The sequence below is a fragment of the Pseudomonas fluorescens genome, from assembly GCF_002837185.1.
In the GTDB taxonomy this organism is placed as follows: Bacteria; Pseudomonadota; Gammaproteobacteria; order Pseudomonadales; family Pseudomonadaceae; genus Aquipseudomonas; species Aquipseudomonas fluorescens_AM.
Window position 1 is genome coordinate 68021 of sequence record NZ_KZ477995.1, and the last position, 17034, is coordinate 85054.

Consider the following 17034-nt stretch of genomic DNA (forward strand, 5'->3'; position numbering starts at 1 on the left):
GGCCGGCTCTCGTTTCTTAACGCTCAAGTCGTGACATAGTTACGATCTGAAAAAGCATCTTTAACGCTGTCCAGTTCTAATACGCCGATCTGGTTGAGCAGTCGGTAGATACGTTGCAATATCGATTTTTTCATGCGGGCCTGATCCGTCGAGAAGTGCGGATCGGATTCATGAATCACTTGTTCTGCCTGCGCCTCGGTCAAACCGCAATGAGCGAGTATCTTGCGTTCGAAACCGCGGCTTAGATCGGCCCCGAGAAAATCATCCAGGTAGGCCGGTAGCATTAAACCGAAGTGTTCTTGTGTTGCGCGAGGCAGTTGTGGCCAGCGCTCTTTCATCAAGTCCGCGAAAAATCGAGAATGGCGGCCTTCATCGCGTACATGGTCCATCATCAATGTGGTAAACGACTGGGCCAGTTCCCGCTCACGGCCCAAGTTGGCAACTTCATCGGTCAAGACGTTCTCGGCGAGTGTCACGGCCAACAGTTGGAAGTCCATGCGCATACTTTCCGGCAGGCTGGCATAGGCGCGCGCGGTGGCATCAAGTTTGCGATTGGTTTGCGGCACTTCCAGGGGGTCAATGGCGCTCTTTTTCTTCATCTGAATGATGTAGTCAAGCGCAACATGAGCATGGTAGCCCTCGTCAACGATCACCGTCAGCGCCTGCAGTTTGGCTGCATCACTGATGTCTTTAATATTGTTATGAAGCATGTCCAGACAGCACTGGATGACGAATTTTGTTTCGAGTAAGCCGACGCCGTACAGAAACTGATAAGCCGCCTGGGTCAAGATATACGAGCGTACCTGCGGGCCCAGCTCCAGCACCAAGGGGTGCTCGCAGATAGAGCAGCGCGCCACTGGATAAATAAGCTGTTCGCTGCTGTAGTCGGGCACGAGAATGCGTGGGGTTGAGCGTACGGTCGCCTTGGCGTACCAGGTATCGGTAATTTTATTGAGCAATTGAGATTCAGGCATGACGGCCCTCCAGGGGTTGAGACACGAGGCGCGAACAGCGTCGCGGTCGACGGTGGTGTGTCTGTCAGCTAATAAAAAAGGGGTGAATCACGCGACTGTTATCCACGATGCGAAAATCTTCTTTCCGTCGGAGTGCGTGACTTTTCCGGCACGGCTGGCATGAATGCCGACATTGCGCAGCAACCGTTCAACGCCCAGGGGCGACACCGTAATTAACTTGTTTGCGCCCTGGCCGGCGGCGCTCGCCAGGGTTTCGCGCATCAAGTCGATGGCGATATCGGAAGAAAACTGAGACGCCGCTTTTTTATTTCGCACGTCGAAATCCATTGCCGCGAAGCGCGACAATTCCAGGACAGTTTCCGAATTCGGCGGTGTTTCGCCGCTTAACAACTCGGGAAACACTTCGCTCAATAAATAGGGGCGGGTGGTGCTGAGTAACCGGGCAGTGCCGATGATGTGATCATCGTCATTCCGAGCAACCACATAGACGGTGTCGTCACGATCGAATTGATCGTATTCGAGACCGTCGGTGCAATTCAGCTTCCAACCCAGGTGTTCAACGAACACTTTGTGACGATAGTGTCCTATCGCGGTCATTACAGCGGGCGGCAATGTGGATGATGTTCCGGTAATGAAGTGCACTTTTTATCACCTGGCGAGAGTCTGCCGGGCAATTAGATATAAAAATGGGTCACGGGCCACCTACCATAAATCGTAGGTTGCCCGACTGGGCACCGCGTGCTAGTTTCGTCCATGCCATGATTCTGGCACTCGACAGCGCTATATTATTGACGCGCTGAGTATTCGATCACTCATTCACACAAGTAAACCGAGCATGGCCGCACGCACGACGGCAGCGGTTTTATTGCAGGTTTTTAGCTTGAGAATGGCATTTTTAATATGAAAGTCTATGGTGTTTTTAGACACGGTAAGAATGTCTGAAATCTCGCCTGCTGATTTTCCATCGGCGGTCCATTTGAGTACTTCCAATTCACGAAACGTCAGGTTGGGGTCTTGTTCTTTTCGATGACGATGGGTGATGGCTCTCGACAGCGACGAATGAGCAATGGACACCAGCCAGACAAGTTTGCTTTGAATATCCGCCAGTTCTGATGGGCTCAGTGGCTGTGCGCACCTCGACACGCTGAGCATACCGCCGGCGCCAATCAGATCGATGTGCGACTGCGACCAGCCTACTTTAATGCCATAAGCATTTGCCTCCTCCCACAGTTCAGGGGCGAGACTGAAACTTGACGCACTCCAGACCAGTGGATCCTGCGTGCGACGCCCATGCAGGACCGCAGGATCAATCTTGACGTAGTGAGCCGCGCTGTAGCGGGCTCTCCAGGCATCAGGGTAGTTGTCGAGAATAATGACCTTGGGGGCGGTCAGTGGCAAAGGCAGTTGCAGGCCATAAGCGCAGTGGTCAAAGCCGAGTTGCTGCGCAGTGGCGGTAATTTTTTTGAAAATACTTTGTTCACATATGTCGAACTCGAAAATGTTCCACATATCGCCTTTCCATGTATTCATCAGACCTCCTTGTCTCTCTGCCTCAACGGCAAGTCACGTTTCAGGGACTGTGCCCGGCTCCGCGTTACCTGATGAAGGTGCCGGGAGCGGCGTCCCATCCTTATTTTTTCAGCAGCGCCTGAATGAAGCAGATCTGACCTGGCATTCATGCAGCCTTGAAATGTTTAGAAACATCGCGGCGAAGATACTATCAACGGGCTGTGGGCACTAGTGAAACTATAGAGTCAGGCAAGTGACGCGGCCGGCGTAGGCTCACGTGTGTTTGTAGCCGACGGGCAGGCCTGCGTGCGCCAGATTAGGCTTTTGAATCCATTCGATATTCTGTAGCCTTGCGCAGCTTCAGCTTTACCCGTGCTTGATGAACACACACTTCGTCCGGCGGCGCCCGAAGGGCTCCAGAGCCGGTGGTACACTCGACTTTCGCGCTACTGCGCCTGCAGGTCTTGCGAACATGACCCATATTTCCGAACGCCTACTGGTTCAAGCCCATCTCGACGCCAAGCAGCCCAAGGCCCTCAGCGCCGATGAAGAGGCGAGCCTGCGGGCTGCCATTGCCGCCGAGCTCAAAGCGCAAGACGCGGTGCTGGTCGCCCACTTCTACTGCGACCCGGTGATTCAGGCCCTGGCCGAAGAGACCGGCGGCTGTGTGTCCGACTCCCTGGAAATGGCGCGCTTCGGCGCCGCTCATCCGGCCAGGACCGTGCTGGTGGCCGGGGTGCGGTTCATGGGCGAAACCGCGAAAATCCTTACCCCCGAAAAACGTATCCTGATGCCGACCCTGGAAGCCACCTGCTCCCTGGACCTGGGGTGCCCGGTGGATGAGTTCTCCGCGTTCTGTGACCAGCACCCCGAGCGCACGGTGGTGGTCTACGCCAATACCTCGGCGGCAGTCAAAGCCCGTGCCGATTGGGTGGTGACGTCCAGTTGCGCGCTGGAGATCGTCGAAAGCCTGATGGACAACGGCGAGACGATTATCTGGGGGCCGGACAAACACCTGGGCACTTACATCCAGCGTCAGACCGGCGCCGACATGCTGCTGTGGGACGGTGCCTGCATCGTCCACGAAGAGTTCAAATCCAAGCAGCTCGAAGACATGAAGGCGCTGTATCCGGAGGCCGCAATCCTGGTCCACCCGGAATCGCCGACTTCGGTGATCGAACTGGCGGACGCCGTCGGTTCCACCAGCCAGTTGATTGCGGCGGCGCAGCGCCTGCCGAACAAGACGTTCATCGTCGCCACCGACCGCGGCATCTTCTACAAGATGCAGCAGCTGTGCCCGGACAAGGTCTTCATCGAAGCACCTACCGCCGGTAACGGTGCCGCGTGCCGCAGCTGCGCGCATTGCCCGTGGATGGCGATGAATACGCTGGAGCGTACATTGCAGTGCTTGCGCGAGGGCACTAACGAGGTATTCGTCGAGCCTTCGGTGATCCCGCAGGCGGTGCGGCCGCTCAAGCGCATGCTCGACTTCACCCAGGCTGCACGCCTCAAGCTCGCCGGCAACGCCTGACACAAGGCTGCCCGGGTAAAAACTGTGGGAGGGGGCAAGCCCCCTCCCACATTTGGATCTGCGCTATCTTGTGGTTACTTCTTTTGCTTGGGGATACGCACCAGTTGCGTGTTCGAATAGATGTCATGCCAGCTACGCTTTTGCTTGTCGAACAGCGACCAGATAAACCCCAGCCCCACGCACAACCACGACGCAATCGACACCACAAAACGCAGCAGTGCCTGCCACAGGCTGATACGCGTGCCGTCGGCGTTTTGCACGCGCACGCCCCATACCTGCATGCCCAGGGTTTGCCCGGAATGGGTCCAGAACTTGGCGAAGAAACCGAACAGCACAAACAGCAGAATCGTCGACAGCAGCGGGTCACCGTCCAGTGCACCGGATTCGGTAAGTGTGCGCATCTTCGCCTCACCCACAAAGGCGATCCACACCAGCTTGTAGATAAACGCGGTGACGATCAGCAGCGCGGTGCACAACAGGAAATCATAGAACATCGCTGCCAGGCGGCGGCCCAGGCCAACAGCGGGGAACTCGCCTTGGGGGCACAACAGGGGGGTGGACATGGCAGGGCTCTCGGCTGAAAACGTGCAGTTTACGCAATGGCGCCCATAAAAAAGCCCCTGATGTCATATCAGGGGCTTTTTGTCGCAGGAAGGATCAGCCTTCTGCTTGGACTTCGTCAGCCTGCAGGCCTTTTTGGCCCTGCACTGAGACGAAGGTAACCTTTTGGCCTTCCTTCAGGCTTTTGAAGCCGTTGCCCTGGATAGCGCGGAAATGCACGAACAGATCCGGACCGCTTTCTGGAGTGATAAAACCAAAGCCTTTTTCGTCATTGAACCACTTGACGGTACCGCTCTGACGTGTCGACATTTCTTCTTTCCTTTGACGCTAAAAATTAATGACAGCCTCTTTCACATGAAAGAGTACTGGGCTGGGTTGCAGGAAAGTAAGAGACGTCGAACGGGTTGTAGCACAACTACTTCAGCTACTGCCCAGGTCCAGGTTCCAAGCGACCCATGCAAACACAGTGGGCAAACTCTACGCCAACTAATATGAAAAAAACAAGCCCTGCCAGAGAGCCCGATTTTGCTCGGGTTGATGACAATTGGGTGAATAAAGTGGCGCCAGCTTATTCGATAGGCGTGCTCACTTGTTATAGGGCACGCCCTATAACAATGACTATCGCTTGTGCACTGTTATATGGCGGCTGCGTTACAGTTTAGTGCACGTAACGCAACCGCGTTACTTATGGAAACGCTCCATCAGCCACGGAAGTAACGTTGCGGGACAAATGGCATTTTACTTACACGTAATGGCACCTTTTTCCCACGCACCAGCGCAGACACTTCGGTATCCAGTGCGGCAAATGCGCTGTCCAGGTAACCCATCGCCAGCGGTCCGCCCAAGGTTGGGCCAAAGCCACCGCTGCACACGCTGCCGATCACCGTACCCTGTGCGTCGACGATTTCCGCGCCTTCACGCACCGGAGTGCGTTCCTGGGGCAACAAGCCTACGCGTTTGCGGCTCACGCCGGTTTGCTGCTGGGTGAAGATCCGGTCTGCACCGGGGAAGCCGCCGGCACGCGCGCCATCGGCACGGCGCGCCTTGGAGACCGCCCATAGCAAGCTGGCTTCGATTGGCGTGGTCTCGGTATTCATGTCATGACCGTACAGGCACAGGCCGGCCTCCAGGCGCAGCGAGTCGCGAGCGCCCAGGCCGATCGCCTGCACTTCGACTTCGGCCAGCAGGCTGCGGGCCAGGCGCTCGGCATTTTCGGCCGGTACGGAAATTTCGAAGCCGTCTTCACCGGTGTAGCCGGAGCGGCTGACGTAGCAGTCCACACCCAGCAAGCGCAGGGAGGCAAACTGCATGAAGGTCATTTTGGTGACGTGCGGTGCCAGGCGCGCCAGCACCTTCACCGCCGCCGGGCCTTGCAGGGCCAGCAGCGCGCGTTCTTCGAACAGCGGCTCGATGCTGCACTGGTCGCCGATGTGTTGACGCAGGTGCGCCAGGTCCTGGTCTTTGCAGGCGGCGTTGACCACCAGGAACAGTTCGTCGTTGCCCAGGTTGGCCACCATCAGGTCGTCGAGGATGCCGCCCTGCTCGTTGGTGAACATTGCGTAGCGCTGCATGCCCACCGGCAGGTCAATAATGTCGACCGGCACCAGGGTTTCCAGGGCCTTGGCGGCATTGACGCCGGTCAGGCGGATCTGGCCCATGTGCGACACATCGAACAAGCCGGCCTGTTCACGGGTGTGCAGGTGCTCTTTCATCACGCCCAGCGGGTATTGCACCGGCATGTCGTAGCCGGCGAAGGGCACCATGCGCGCGCCCAGTTCAAGGTGCAGGGCGTGCAACGGGGTTTTCAACAGGGTTTCGGTGGACATGTTCAGCTCCTGAAAAACGTGCTGGCGCGCTTGTAGGCGTCAGCACTCGATAATGTTGACTGCCAAACCGCCACGGGCGGTTTCCTTGTATTTGCTTTTCATGTCGGCGCCGGTCTGGCGCATGGTGCGGATCACTTTGTCGAGGGAAACAAAGTGCTGCCCATCGCCGCGCAAGGCCATGCGCACAGCGTTGATCGCCTTGACCGAGCCCATCGCATTGCGCTCGATGCACGGCACCTGCACCAGCCCGCCGATGGGGTCGCAGGTCAGGCCAAGGTTGTGTTCCATGCCGATCTCGGCGGCGTTTTCCACTTGTGACACGCTGCCGCCCAACACTTCGCAGAGTGCGCCGGCGGCCATGGAACAGGCCACGCCGACCTCGCCCTGGCAACCGACTTCGGCGCCGGAGATCGAGGCGTTTTCCTTGTACAGAATGCCAATGGCAGCGGCGGTGAGCAGGAAGCGCACCACGCCGTCTTCGTTGGCGCCGGGGATAAAGCGCATGTAGTAATGCAGCACGGCCGGAATGATCCCGGCCGCACCGTTGGTGGGCGCGGTGACGACACGCCCGCCGTTGGCGTTTTCTTCGTTGACCGCCAGCGCATACAGGTTGACCCAGTCAAGTACCGACAGTGGGTCGCGCAGCGCCGATTCCGGGTGCTTGCACAGTTGACGATGCAGGGCCGCGGCACGACGCTTGACCTTCAAGCCGCCCGGCAAAATCCCTTCATTGCGACAACCCGCATCCACGCAGTCCTGCATGACCTGCCAGATATTCAGCAGGCCGGCGCGGGTTTGCGCTTCCGGGCGCCAGGCGCTTTCATTGGTCAGCATCACCTGGCTGATGGACAGCCCGTAAGTGCTGCAATGGCCGAGCAAGTCCTTGGCATGTTTGAACGGGAAGGTCAGGGGCGTGGCGTCTTCGACAATGCGGTCGGCACCGGCGGCATCTTCATCCACTACAAAGCCGCCGCCGACCGAGTAGTACTCGCGGCTGCGGACCTGGATACCGGCCGTATCGAAGGCACGAAAGATCATGCCGTTGGGATGGTAGGCGAGGGGTTTGCGAATCATCGCCAGGTGTTCTTTCTCGTTGAACGCAATGCTGTGTTCGCCGAGCAGGTTGAGGCGGCCGTCGCTGCGCATCTGCGCCAGGCGTGAGGCCACGGTTTCGGTGTTCACGGTGTCCGGGTGCTCGCCTTCCAGGCCCAGCAACACGGCCTTGTCGCTGCCGTGGCCTTTGCCGGTGGCGCCGAGGGAGCCATAAAGTTCCACCTTGATGCGGTGGGTGGTATTGAGCAGCGCATCACGCTTGAGGCCTTCGACGAAGCGCGCGGCGGCGCGCATCGGGCCGACGGTGTGGGAGCTGGAGGGGCCGATGCCGATTTTGAACAGGTCGAACACGCTTAAAGACATGAGTTGTTCTCCGGTTTCTTATTATTGAGGTGGTCAAAAGGTGGGAGGGGGCTTGCCCCCGATGACGGAGTGTCAGTTGATAGATAGAGTGGCTGACACACCGCTATCGGGGGCAAGCCCCCTCCCACATTTTTTGACCGCGTTCAGCCAGACAGGTTACGCGTAGCTCTCGATAGACGGGCACGCACACACCAGGTTGCGATCGCCAAACACGTTGTCGACCCGGCCCACCGGCGGCCAGTACTTGCCTTCGATCAGCGAAACAACCGGGTAGACCGCCTGTTCGCGACTGTAAGGGTGGCTCCATTCGCCCACCAGTTCCGCTGCGGTATGCGGGGCGTTCTTGAGCGGGTTGTCGTCCTTGTCCAGGGTGCCGTTTTCCACGGCGCGAATCTCTTCGCGAATGGCGATCATGGCATCGCAGAAGCGGTCCAGTTCTTCCCTGGATTCACTTTCGGTCGGCTCGATCATCAAGGTGCCTGCCACCGGGAACGACATGGTCGGCGCATGGAAGCCGAAGTCGATCAGGCGCTTGGCCACGTCGTCCACGCTGATGCCGCTGCTGTCCTTGAGCGGGCGCAGATCGAGGATGCACTCGTGCGCGACCAGGCCGTTGCTGCCGGTGTACAGCACCGGGTAATGCTCTTCCAGGCGACGAGAGATGTAGTTGGCATTCAGGATTGCCAATTGCGAAGCGCGCTTGAGGCCCGCGCCGCCCATCATGCTGATGTACATCCAGGTGATCGGCAAAATGCTGGCGCTGCCGAACGGTGCGGCGCAGACCGCGCCTTCCTTGCGCTCCATGGCCGCGTGGCCTGGCAGGAATGGCGTGAGGTGCGACTTGACGCCAATCGGGCCAACGCCCGGGCCACCACCGCCGTGGGGGATGCAGAAGGTTTTGTGCAGGTTCAGGTGGGAGACATCGCCGCCGAACTTGCCCGGTGCGCACAGGCCCACCATCGCGTTCATGTTGGCGCCGTCGATGTACACCTGGCCGCCGTTGTCGTGGATGATCGCGCAGATGTCGCGGATGCCTTCCTCGAACACACCGTGGGTGGACGGGTAGGTGATCATCAGCGCGGCGAGGTGCTCGCGGTGCTCGATGGCCTTGGCGCGCAGGTCCTCGATGTCGACGTTGCCACGTGCGTCGCAGGCGGTGACCACCACGCGCATACCGGCCATGTTGGCGGTCGCGGGGTTGGTGCCGTGGGCCGACGACGGGATCAGGCAGATGTCGCGACGCGCTTCGCCACGGCTCTGGTGGTAGGCGCGGATCGCCAGGAGGCCGGCGTATTCACCCTGGGAACCGGCGTTCGGTTGCAGGGAAATGGCGTCGTAACCGGTGGCCGCGCAGAGCATGGCCTCCAGTTCGGTGGTCAGTTGCTGATAGCCGGCGCTTTGTGCGGCCGGGGCGAACGGGTGCAGGGCACCGAACTCGGCCCAGGTCACCGGGATCATTTCGCTGGCGGCGTTGAGCTTCATGGTGCATGAACCCAGCGGGATCATGGTGCGGTCCAGCGCCAGGTCCTTGTCGGCCAGCTTGCGCAGGTAGCGCATCAGCTCGGTTTCCGAATGATAACGGTTGAACACCGGGTGGCTGAGGATCGGCGACTGGCGCAACAGGGCGGTCGGCAGGGTACTTTCGGTCGCGGCGAAGGCGGGCAGGGCCTTGCCGTCGGCGAAGATGTTCCACAGGGCTTCGATATCGGCCTGGGTGGTGGTCTCGTCGACCGACAGGCCGACACGTTCGGCGTCCACTACGCGCAGGTTGATGCGCTGGGCACGGGCCTTGTCGTGCAGGGCGGCGGTGTTGGCACCGGTGTTGAGGGTGATCGTGTCGAAGAAGTTTTCCTGCTCGACTTTCAGGCCCAGGGCGGTCAGGCCCCTGGCCAGGATCGCGGTCAACTGGTGCACGCGCTGGGCGATGCGGGTCAGGCCTTCAGGGCCGTGGTAAACGGCGTACATGCTGGCGATGTTGGCCAGCAGCACCTGGGCGGTGCAGATGTTACTGGTGGCTTTCTCGCGGCGGATATGTTGCTCGCGGGTCTGCATGGCCAGGCGCAGGGCCGGCTTGCCGAAACGGTCCACCGACACCCCGACCAGACGGCCCGGCATGTCGCGCTTGAACGCGTCCCTGGTTGAGAAGTACGCCGCATGCGGGCCGCCAAAGCCCAGCGGCACGCCAAAGCGCTGCGCACTGCCGATGGCCACGTCGGCGCCGAATTCGCCCGGCGGGGTCAGCAGGGTCAGGGCCAGCAGGTCGGCCGCCACGGCGACCAGCGCATGGGCAGCGTGGAAGCGTTCGGTCAGCTCGCGATAATCGAACACGTCACCGTTGCTCGCCGGGTATTGCAGCAGGGCGCCGAAGAATGCGCTGACGTCGCTCAGTTCGCGCTCATCGCCCACTACCACATCGATGCCCAGTGGCTCGGCGCGGGTGCGCAGGACGTCGAGGGTTTGCGGGTGGCTGTGTACCGAGGCGAAGAACGCGTTGCTGCCTTTGTTCTTGCTCAGGCGCTTGCAGAAGGTCATGGCTTCGGCGGCGGCGGTGGCTTCGTCGAGCAGGGAGGCGTTGGCGATCGGCAGGCCGGTGAGGTCGCTGATCAGGGTCTGGAAGTTCAGCAGCGCTTCCAGGCGACCCTGGGAAATCTCGGGCTGGTAAGGGGTGTAGGCGGTGTACCAGGCCGGGTTTTCCAGGAGGTTACGCAGGATCGGCGACGGCGTATGGCAGTTGTAGTAGCCCTGGCCGATATAGGTTTTGAACAATTGATTGCGGCCGGCAATCGCCTTGATCCTGGCCAGGGCCTGGGCTTCGCTCAGGCCGTCTTCCAGGCCGAGCACGCTGGTGCCCTTGATGCTTTCCGGGATCACGCTGGCGCTCAGGGCTTCGAGGGAATCAAAACCCAGGCTGGCGAGCATGTGCTGCTCGTCTTCCTGGCGCGGCCCGATGTGGCGGGCGATGAATTCGTTGGCGGTGGTCAGATTAACGGTCATGGCGCGCTCCTCAGGCTTCAGCGTTGGCTTTGATCAGGCGGTCGTACGCATCCTGATCCAACAGCTTAGCCACTGCACTGGCATCGGTCGGTTTGAAACGGAAGAACCAGCCGTCGCCCATCGGGTCTTCGTTGACCAGTTCGGGGCTGCCATCGAGTTTGTCATTCACTTCGAGAACCTCACCGTCCAACGGCATGTACACGCCGCTGGCGGCCTTGACCGACTCCACGGTGGACGCTTCAGCGCCCTTGTCGTAGGCCTGCAGCTCAGGCAGTTGCACGAAAACCACATCACCCAGCGCGTTCTGCGCAAAAGCGGTAATGCCCACGGTGACGCTGCCATCGGCTTCGGCGCGCAGCCATTCGTGATCTTCAGTGAAACGCAACTCGCTCATGGAAACTCCTCAGGGCCAGATTCGTCTGGTGGACGGGATTGGAATAATGGGGAGTTACTTAGCAATATCGCGGCCAATGTTATTAAAGTGTTACAAAACAATGGGTTATCGAAATTATCGAGAGGGCCAGGTTTTTCAGCTGTAGCGATTTCGCTACAGTTGAGTGTTGGAAAAAAAGGCTTTGTGGATCAAAGCCTTGCATGGCGCGCAAAAAGCAGGGTTGTAGCGATATCGTTACGCTGTAGCGCTTTCAGTACACGGGATGTCGTTCTCAGACCAAAACTTGGAAATGCATTTCAAATGTGGGAGGGGGCAAGCCCCCTCCCACATTGGTTTTGTATTTCACATTGAGCTAGAGCTTGTTGGGAATGCCGTACTTGCGCAGGCGATGGGCGATCGCGGTATGGGAGGTTTGCAGCCGGCTGGCCAGTTGGCGGGTCGAAGGGTAGCTGGTGTAGAGCTTTTCCAGCAGGTCGCGTTCGAAGTCTTCCACCGCTTGTTCCAGGCTGTCGATTTCGCCATCGCTCTGGCGGGCGACGGACGTGCCGGCGATGTCCAGGTCGCCGATGTCCACCAGGCTGCTCTCACAGATGGCGGCGGCGCGGAAGATCACGTTTTGCAACTGACGCACGTTGCCCGGCCAACGGTTGCTCAGCAGCGCCGGGTAAGTACCGGGCGCCAGGCGGCAGACGGGGCGCTGGATCTGCGCGCAGGCCTGCTGCATGAAGTAGCGCGCCAGCAACAGGATGTCCTGGCCGCGCGCACGCAACGGCGGTACTTCAACGTTGAGTACGTTGAGGCGGTAGAACAGGTCTTCGCGAAAGGTGCCTTCGCTGACCATCTTTTCCAGGTCGCGGTGGGTGGCGCTGAGGATGCGCACATTGACCTTCACTTCGCGGTCGCCGCCCACCCGGCGAAAGCTGCCGTCGTTGAGAAAACGCAGCAACTTGGCCTGCAGGTACGGCGACATTTCGCCGATCTCATCGAGGAACACCGTGCCCTGGTTGGCCAGTTCCATCAACCCCGGCTTGCCGCCGCGCTGGGCGCCGGTAAAGGCACCGGGGGCGTATCCGAACAATTCACTCTCGGCCAGATTCTCCGGCAGTGCGGCACAGTTCAGCGCCAGGAACGGTGCACTGTGACGGGCGCTGTTCGCATGACAAGCGCGTGCGACCAGCTCTTTGCCGGTGCCGGTTTCGCCCTGGATCAACAGCGGGGCGTCCAGCGCGGCCACTCGTTGCGCGCGCGCCTTCAAGGTGCGGATGACCGGGGACTCGCCCAACAGCGCGTCGAAACCTTCGGCATGGTCGTGGTGCAGCGCCGACAGTTGCTCGCCGATGCGGTTGGGCGGGTAGAGAGTGAGCAGGGCGCCGGCATCGGTGATCGGCGTGGCGTCCAGCAACAGGGTCTGGCCGTTGACGCTGATCTCGCGCAGCGGCAGGCGAAAGCCTTGTTCCAGCAAGGTGTCCAGCAGCCCAGGGTCGTTGAACAGCTGGGCGATGCTTTCCCCGGCCGGTTCGCGGCCGTACAAGGCAATCAACGCCGGGTTGGCCAACAGGATCGTGCCCGCGCTGTCCAGGGCCAGCACCGGGTCGGTCATGGCCGCCAGCAGCGCGTCGAGTTGCAGGTGGCGGCGCTGGCCGGGGAGGATGTCGACCACCGTCACCGCCTGTACACCGTGCACGCTGAACAACGCATCGCGCAGTTCCTCGAGCACCTCGGCGCTCAAGGTCGGTGCGTCGATGTAGACGTTGGGCGGCACCATCTCCACCGCATCCAGGTTGAGATTGCGCCCACCCAGCAGGGCCAGGACTTCCTGGGTGATGCCGACGCGGTCGATGAAGCTGACGTGGATACGCATGGGGCGATTGGCAATTCTGGAGAGCAGAGGCGGCAAGTATGCCTTGGAGCGGGGCGCAGGTGAAATCTGACACCTGATGGAGATCAAATGTGGGAGGGGGCTTGCCCCCGATGCGGTGTGTCAGCTACAGATTCGTTGGCTGATCCACCGCCATCGGGGGCAAGCCCCTCCCACATTTTGCACAGTGTTGTGTCAGTGCAGTTGGGTTACTCCAGGTGTTCGGGTTTGACCGGATCGCCGGATTTCACATCCAGTTGATGGCGCACATCTTCGAACATCAAGTCGTACTGCTTGTGCATCGTCCCGTTCAGCACGGCCATTTTCGGCATGCCGTATTTCTGCGCGATGTTCATCGCATGCCGGGCAAAGTCGAATGCCTGGTCCTTGGGCAGGAAGAATTCTTCCTTGAGGTCCTTGCCCTGCACCGAACCGTGCAGCTTGAACAACATGCCCTTGCCTTCCTTGGGGTCCTGGCTGACTTCATAGTCGATGCACAGGTTGTAGCTGTAGTCATGCTCGTTGAGTGCGTGACGTTCGACGTGCAAGTGTCCCGGTTCAAAGGTAGCCATAGGCAAATCTCCTCTACTTCACAGATACGTGATGCCAGGTGTCGCCGTGCTGATGCGCGTGCCGGCGTGACCCTGGACGATGGCTTCGATGTCCGAGAGTGAACCGATCACCGCGGTTTTGCCAGTCTGGCGGGCGAACTCGCAGGCCGCTTGGACCTTGGGCCCCATGGAACCGGCGGCGAAGCCCAGTTGTTCCATGGCGTCCGGATGGGCCTGGCCGATGGCCTTCTGGGTGGGCTTGCCGAAGTCGACGAATGCAGCGTTGACGTCGGTGGCGATTACCAGCAGGTCGGCGTCCAACTGCGCGGCCAACAAGGATGAACACAGGTCTTTGTCGATCACCGCTTCAATGCCTTTGAGCTTGCCATCTTCGCCATACATCGTCGGGATACCGCCGCCGCCGGCGCAGATCACAATGGCCTTTTTCTCCAACAGCCATTTGATCGGGCGGATTTCGAAGATGCGTTTCGGGCGTGGGCTGGCCACGACACGGCGGTATTTGTCGCCATCCGGGGCAATGACCCAGCCTTTTTCAGCGGCGAGCTTTTCCGCTTCGGCCTTGGCGTACACCGGGCCGATGGGTTTGGTGGGGTTCTGGAAGGCCGGGTCGTTGGCGTCCACCTCAACCTGGGTGAGCAGGGTGGCGAAAGGCACTTCGAAGTCCAGCAGGTTGCCCAGCTCCTGTTCGATGATGTAGCCGATCATGCCTTCGGTTTCGGCGCCCAGCACGTCCAGCGGATAAGGCGAAACGCTGGTGTAGGCCGCCGCCTGCAGCGACAGCAGGCCGACCTGCGGGCCGTTGCCGTGGGCGATCACCAGCTCGTTGCCGGCATGGATCTTGGCGATCTGTTCGGTGGCGATGCGGATATTGGCGCGTTGGTTGTCCGCGGTCATGGGTTCACCACGGCGCAAGAGGGCGTTGCCGCCCAGGGCTACGACGATGCGCATAAAGAATGTCCTTCTGAAATCCATCGTTGTGAACACTGGTCTAAATGTGGGAGGGGGCTTGCCCCCGATGCGGTGTGTCAGCTACAGATTTGTTGGCTGATCCACCGCCATCGGGGGCAAGCCCCCTCCCACATTTTTGAGCTCTGTTCCGACAGTGAGAGTTAGATATCCGCCAACGCCGACACCAGGATCGCCTTGATGGTATGCATGCGGTTTTCCGCCTGCTCAAAGGCAATGTTGGCCGGCGATTCGAAGACTTCCTCGGTCACTTCCACGCCATTGGCCAAGTGCGGATAGCGTGCGGCGATGTCCTTGCCGACCTTGGTTTCACTGTTGTGAAACGCCGGCAGGCAGTGCATGAACTTCACCCGTGGGTTGCCCGAGGCCTTCATCATCTTGGCGTTGACCTGGTAAGGCAGCAGTTGCTCGATACGCTCGTCCCAGGCTTCCACCGGCTCACCCATGGACACCCAGATATCGGTGTGGATGAAGTCCACGCCCTTGACCGCCTCGACCGGGTCTTCGGTGATGGTGATGCGTGCGCCGCTTTCTTCAGCGAAGGCCTGGCACTGCTTGATGAAATCGTCGTGTGGCCACAGCGCTTTTGGCGCGCCGATGCGCACGTCCATGCCGAGTTTGGCGCCGATCATCAGCAGCGAGTTGCCCATGTTGTAGCGCGCGTCCCCAAGGTAGGCGTAGCTGATGTCATGCAGCGGCTTGTCGCTGTGTTCGCGCATGGTCAGGGTGTCGGCGATCATTTGCGTCGGGTGGAATTCGGCGGTGAGGCCGTTGAACACTGGCACGCCGGCGAACTTGGCCAGTTCTTCGACGATTTCCTGCGCAAAGCCACGGTACTCGATGGCATCGAACATGCGCCCGAGTACGCGGGCAGTGTCTTTCATGCTTTCCTTGTGGCCGATCTGCGACGACACCGGGTCGATATAGGTGACGTGGGCGCCCTGGTCGTGGGCCGCCACTTCGAACGCGCAGCGGGTGCGGGTCGAGGTTTTTTCAAAGATCAACGCGATGTTTTTGCCCTGCAGGTGCGGACGCTCGGTGCCAGTGTATTTGGCGCGCTTGAGGTCGCGGGACAGGTCCAGCAGGTAGTTCAGCTCGCGGGTGGTGTGGTGCATCAGCGACAGCAGGCTGCGGTTGCGCATATTGAAAGCCATGATGGATCTCCTTAATAGTCGATTGGGTCGCGGATGATCGGGCAGGTCATGCAGTGGCCGCCGCCACGGCCTCGGCCCAGTTCACCGGCGCTGATGGTGATGACTTCCACCCCGGCCTTGCGCAGCAGGGTGTTGGTGTAGGTGTTGCGGTCGTAGCCGATCACCACGCCCGGTTCCACGGCCACCACGTTGTTGCCGTCATCCCACTGCTCGCGTTCAGCGGCGAAGCTGTTGCCGCCGGTCTCGACGACACGCAGCGCCTTGAGGTTGAGGGCGGCGGCGACGGTATCGAGGAAGTTGGTGGTCTCCCGTTGGATATCGATACCGTGGGGCTTGCTCTCGTCAGGGCGCAGGGTGAAGGGCACGATCTGGTTGACCACTTCGGGGAAGACGGTGACCAGGTCGCGGTCACAGAAGCTGAACACGGTGTCCAGGTGCATGGCCGCGCGGGATTTGGGCAGGCCGGCGACGATCACGCGTTCCACTGCCTTGTTCTTGAACAGATTGCGCGCCAGTTGGCCGATGGCCTGATGGGAGGAACGTTCGCCCATGCCGATCAACACCACGCCGTTGCCGATCGGCATCACGTCACCGCCTTCCAGCGTGGCGGCGCCGTGGTCCTGGTCGGGGTCGCCGTACCAGATCTGGAAGTCAGCCTGGGTGAATTCGGGGTGGAATTTATAGATGGCGCTGGTCAGCAGGGTTTCCTGGCGTCGCGCCGGCCAGTACATCGGGTTGAGCGTCACGCCGCCGTAGATCCAGCAGGTGGTGTCGCGGGTGAACTGGGTATTGGGCAGCGGCGGCAGAATGAAACTGGCGTGGCCGAGGAAGTCGCGGAACATCTCGATGGTCCTGCCGCCGAAGCTGCTCGGCAAGTCATCGGCCGACACGCCACCGATCAGGAACTCGGTGATCTTGCGTGGCTCCAGGCTGCGCAGCCAGGAACCGACTTCTTCGACCAGGCCCAGGCCAACCGTATTGGCGGTGATCTTGCGTTCAAGGATCCAGTCCAGAGCCTCAGGGATGGCGACGATGTCGGTCAGCAGGTTGTGCATTTCCAGCACATCAATGTCCCGCTCGCGCATCTTGGTGACGAAATCGAAATGGTCGCGCTTGGCCTGGGCCACCCAGAGCACGTCATCGAACAGCAGCTCGTCGCAGTTGTTGGGGGTCAGCCGCTGGTGGGCCAAGCCTGGGGAGCACACCATGACTTTGCGCAGTTTGCCGGCTTCGGAATGTACGCCGTACTTAACTTTTTCCGTGGTCATTACAGATCCTC

The 17034-nt window shown here is 60.1% G+C and carries 15 protein-coding genes; 1 reads left to right on the forward strand and 14 read right to left on the reverse strand.

Annotated elements, in window-relative coordinates:
• Positions 1–23 precede the first annotated feature (23 nt).
• The 3 genes from CIB54_RS12670 to CIB54_RS12680 form a co-directional block, all read right to left on the reverse strand.
• A complete protein-coding gene (locus CIB54_RS12670; RefSeq protein WP_101219943.1) occupies positions 24–974 on the reverse strand; it encodes a diiron oxygenase in 951 nt (316 codons plus the stop codon).
• 87 nt (positions 975–1061) lie between these two features.
• Positions 1062–1616 carry an acyl-homoserine-lactone synthase gene (locus tag CIB54_RS12675; protein WP_232790547.1) on the reverse strand — a complete coding sequence of 185 codons (555 nt, stop codon included), beginning with the start codon at positions 1614–1616 and terminating at the stop codon, positions 1062–1064.
• A 174-nt stretch (positions 1617–1790) separates the two neighbouring features.
• Entirely contained in the window at positions 1791–2504 is a 714-nt protein-coding gene (locus tag CIB54_RS12680; RefSeq protein ID WP_101219944.1) for an autoinducer binding domain-containing protein, read from the reverse strand.
• A 451-nt stretch (positions 2505–2955) separates the two neighbouring features.
• On the opposite strand from CIB54_RS12680, the gene nadA reads away from it, so the two are divergent.
• On the forward strand, positions 2956–4014 hold the full coding sequence (gene nadA / locus CIB54_RS12685; protein WP_065949350.1) for a quinolinate synthase NadA: 1059 nt from the start codon (positions 2956–2958) through the stop codon (positions 4012–4014).
• Positions 4015–4088: 74 nt separating this feature from the next.
• On the opposite strand, the gene CIB54_RS12690 is transcribed toward nadA, so the two are convergent.
• From CIB54_RS12690 to arcA, 11 genes are all read right to left on the reverse strand, one after another.
• On the reverse strand, positions 4089–4577 hold the full coding sequence (locus tag CIB54_RS12690; RefSeq protein WP_101219945.1) for an RDD family protein: 489 nt from the start codon (positions 4575–4577) through the stop codon (positions 4089–4091).
• A gap of 94 nt (positions 4578–4671) precedes the next feature.
• Entirely contained in the window at positions 4672–4884 is a 213-nt protein-coding gene (locus CIB54_RS12695; RefSeq protein ID WP_065949352.1) for a cold-shock protein, read from the reverse strand.
• Between the two features lie 392 nt (positions 4885–5276).
• Complete coding sequence (gene gcvT, locus CIB54_RS12700) at positions 5277–6401, reverse strand: glycine cleavage system aminomethyltransferase GcvT (protein WP_101219946.1); 1125 nt, start codon at positions 6399–6401, stop codon at positions 5277–5279.
• 39 nt (positions 6402–6440) lie between these two features.
• Positions 6441–7817 carry an L-serine ammonia-lyase gene (locus tag CIB54_RS12705; RefSeq protein ID WP_101219947.1) on the reverse strand — a complete coding sequence of 459 codons (1377 nt, stop codon included), beginning with the start codon at positions 7815–7817 and terminating at the stop codon, positions 6441–6443.
• Between the two features lie 156 nt (positions 7818–7973).
• On the reverse strand, positions 7974–10811 hold the full coding sequence (gene gcvP / locus CIB54_RS12710; protein ID WP_065949355.1) for an aminomethyl-transferring glycine dehydrogenase: 2838 nt from the start codon (positions 10809–10811) through the stop codon (positions 7974–7976).
• A gap of 10 nt (positions 10812–10821) precedes the next feature.
• Complete coding sequence (gene gcvH, locus CIB54_RS12715) at positions 10822–11205, reverse strand: glycine cleavage system protein GcvH (RefSeq protein WP_065949356.1); 384 nt, start codon at positions 11203–11205, stop codon at positions 10822–10824.
• Positions 11206–11557: 352 nt separating this feature from the next.
• Positions 11558–13066, reverse strand: a complete 1509-nt coding sequence (locus CIB54_RS12720) for a sigma-54-dependent transcriptional regulator (protein ID WP_065949357.1) — start codon at positions 13064–13066, stop codon at positions 11558–11560.
• A gap of 206 nt (positions 13067–13272) precedes the next feature.
• Positions 13273–13635: a DUF5064 family protein gene (locus CIB54_RS12725; protein ID WP_101219948.1), complete on the reverse strand. Its 363-nt coding sequence runs from the start codon at positions 13633–13635 to the stop codon at positions 13273–13275.
• Positions 13636–13653: 18 nt separating this feature from the next.
• The gene (gene arcC / locus CIB54_RS12730; protein ID WP_065949358.1) at positions 13654–14583 is read right to left on the reverse strand and encodes a carbamate kinase; all 930 of its coding nucleotides are present in this window, start codon (positions 14581–14583) and stop codon (positions 13654–13656) included.
• Between the two features lie 161 nt (positions 14584–14744).
• On the reverse strand, positions 14745–15755 hold the full coding sequence (locus tag CIB54_RS12735) for an ornithine carbamoyltransferase (RefSeq protein ID WP_065949359.1): 1011 nt from the start codon (positions 15753–15755) through the stop codon (positions 14745–14747).
• An 11-nt stretch (positions 15756–15766) separates the two neighbouring features.
• Positions 15767–17023 carry an arginine deiminase gene (arcA, locus tag CIB54_RS12740; protein WP_101219949.1) on the reverse strand — a complete coding sequence of 419 codons (1257 nt, stop codon included), beginning with the start codon at positions 17021–17023 and terminating at the stop codon, positions 15767–15769.
• Positions 17024–17034: the final 11 nt, after the last annotated feature.

Coding starts and splice junctions, on each gene's coding strand:
- CIB54_RS12670 (WP_101219943.1), bottom strand. CDS start 974: ATGCCTGAATCTCAATTGCTCAATAAAATTACCGATACCTGGTACGCC.
- CIB54_RS12680 (WP_101219944.1), bottom strand. CDS start 2,504: ATGAATACATGGAAAGGCGATATGTGGAACATTTTCGAGTTCGACATA.
- nadA (WP_065949350.1), top strand. CDS start 2,956: ATGACCCATATTTCCGAACGCCTACTGGTTCAAGCCCATCTCGACGCC.
- CIB54_RS12690 (WP_101219945.1), bottom strand. CDS start 4,577: ATGTCCACCCCCCTGTTGTGCCCCCAAGGCGAGTTCCCCGCTGTTGGC.
- CIB54_RS12695 (WP_065949352.1), bottom strand. CDS start 4,884: ATGTCGACACGTCAGAGCGGTACCGTCAAGTGGTTCAATGACGAAAAA.
- gcvT (WP_101219946.1), bottom strand. CDS start 6,401: ATGTCCACCGAAACCCTGTTGAAAACCCCGTTGCACGCCCTGCACCTT.
- CIB54_RS12705 (WP_101219947.1), bottom strand. CDS start 7,817: ATGTCTTTAAGCGTGTTCGACCTGTTCAAAATCGGCATCGGCCCCTCC.
- gcvP (WP_065949355.1), bottom strand. CDS start 10,811: ATGACCGTTAATCTGACCACCGCCAACGAATTCATCGCCCGCCACATC.
- gcvH (WP_065949356.1), bottom strand. CDS start 11,205: ATGAGCGAGTTGCGTTTCACTGAAGATCACGAATGGCTGCGCGCCGAA.
- CIB54_RS12720 (WP_065949357.1), bottom strand. CDS start 13,066: ATGCGTATCCACGTCAGCTTCATCGACCGCGTCGGCATCACCCAGGAA.
- CIB54_RS12725 (WP_101219948.1), bottom strand. CDS start 13,635: ATGGCTACCTTTGAACCGGGACACTTGCACGTCGAACGTCACGCACTC.
- arcC (WP_065949358.1), bottom strand. CDS start 14,583: ATGCGCATCGTCGTAGCCCTGGGCGGCAACGCCCTCTTGCGCCGTGGT.
- CIB54_RS12735 (WP_065949359.1), bottom strand. CDS start 15,755: ATGGCTTTCAATATGCGCAACCGCAGCCTGCTGTCGCTGATGCACCAC.
- arcA (WP_101219949.1), bottom strand. CDS start 17,023: ATGACCACGGAAAAAGTTAAGTACGGCGTACATTCCGAAGCCGGCAAA.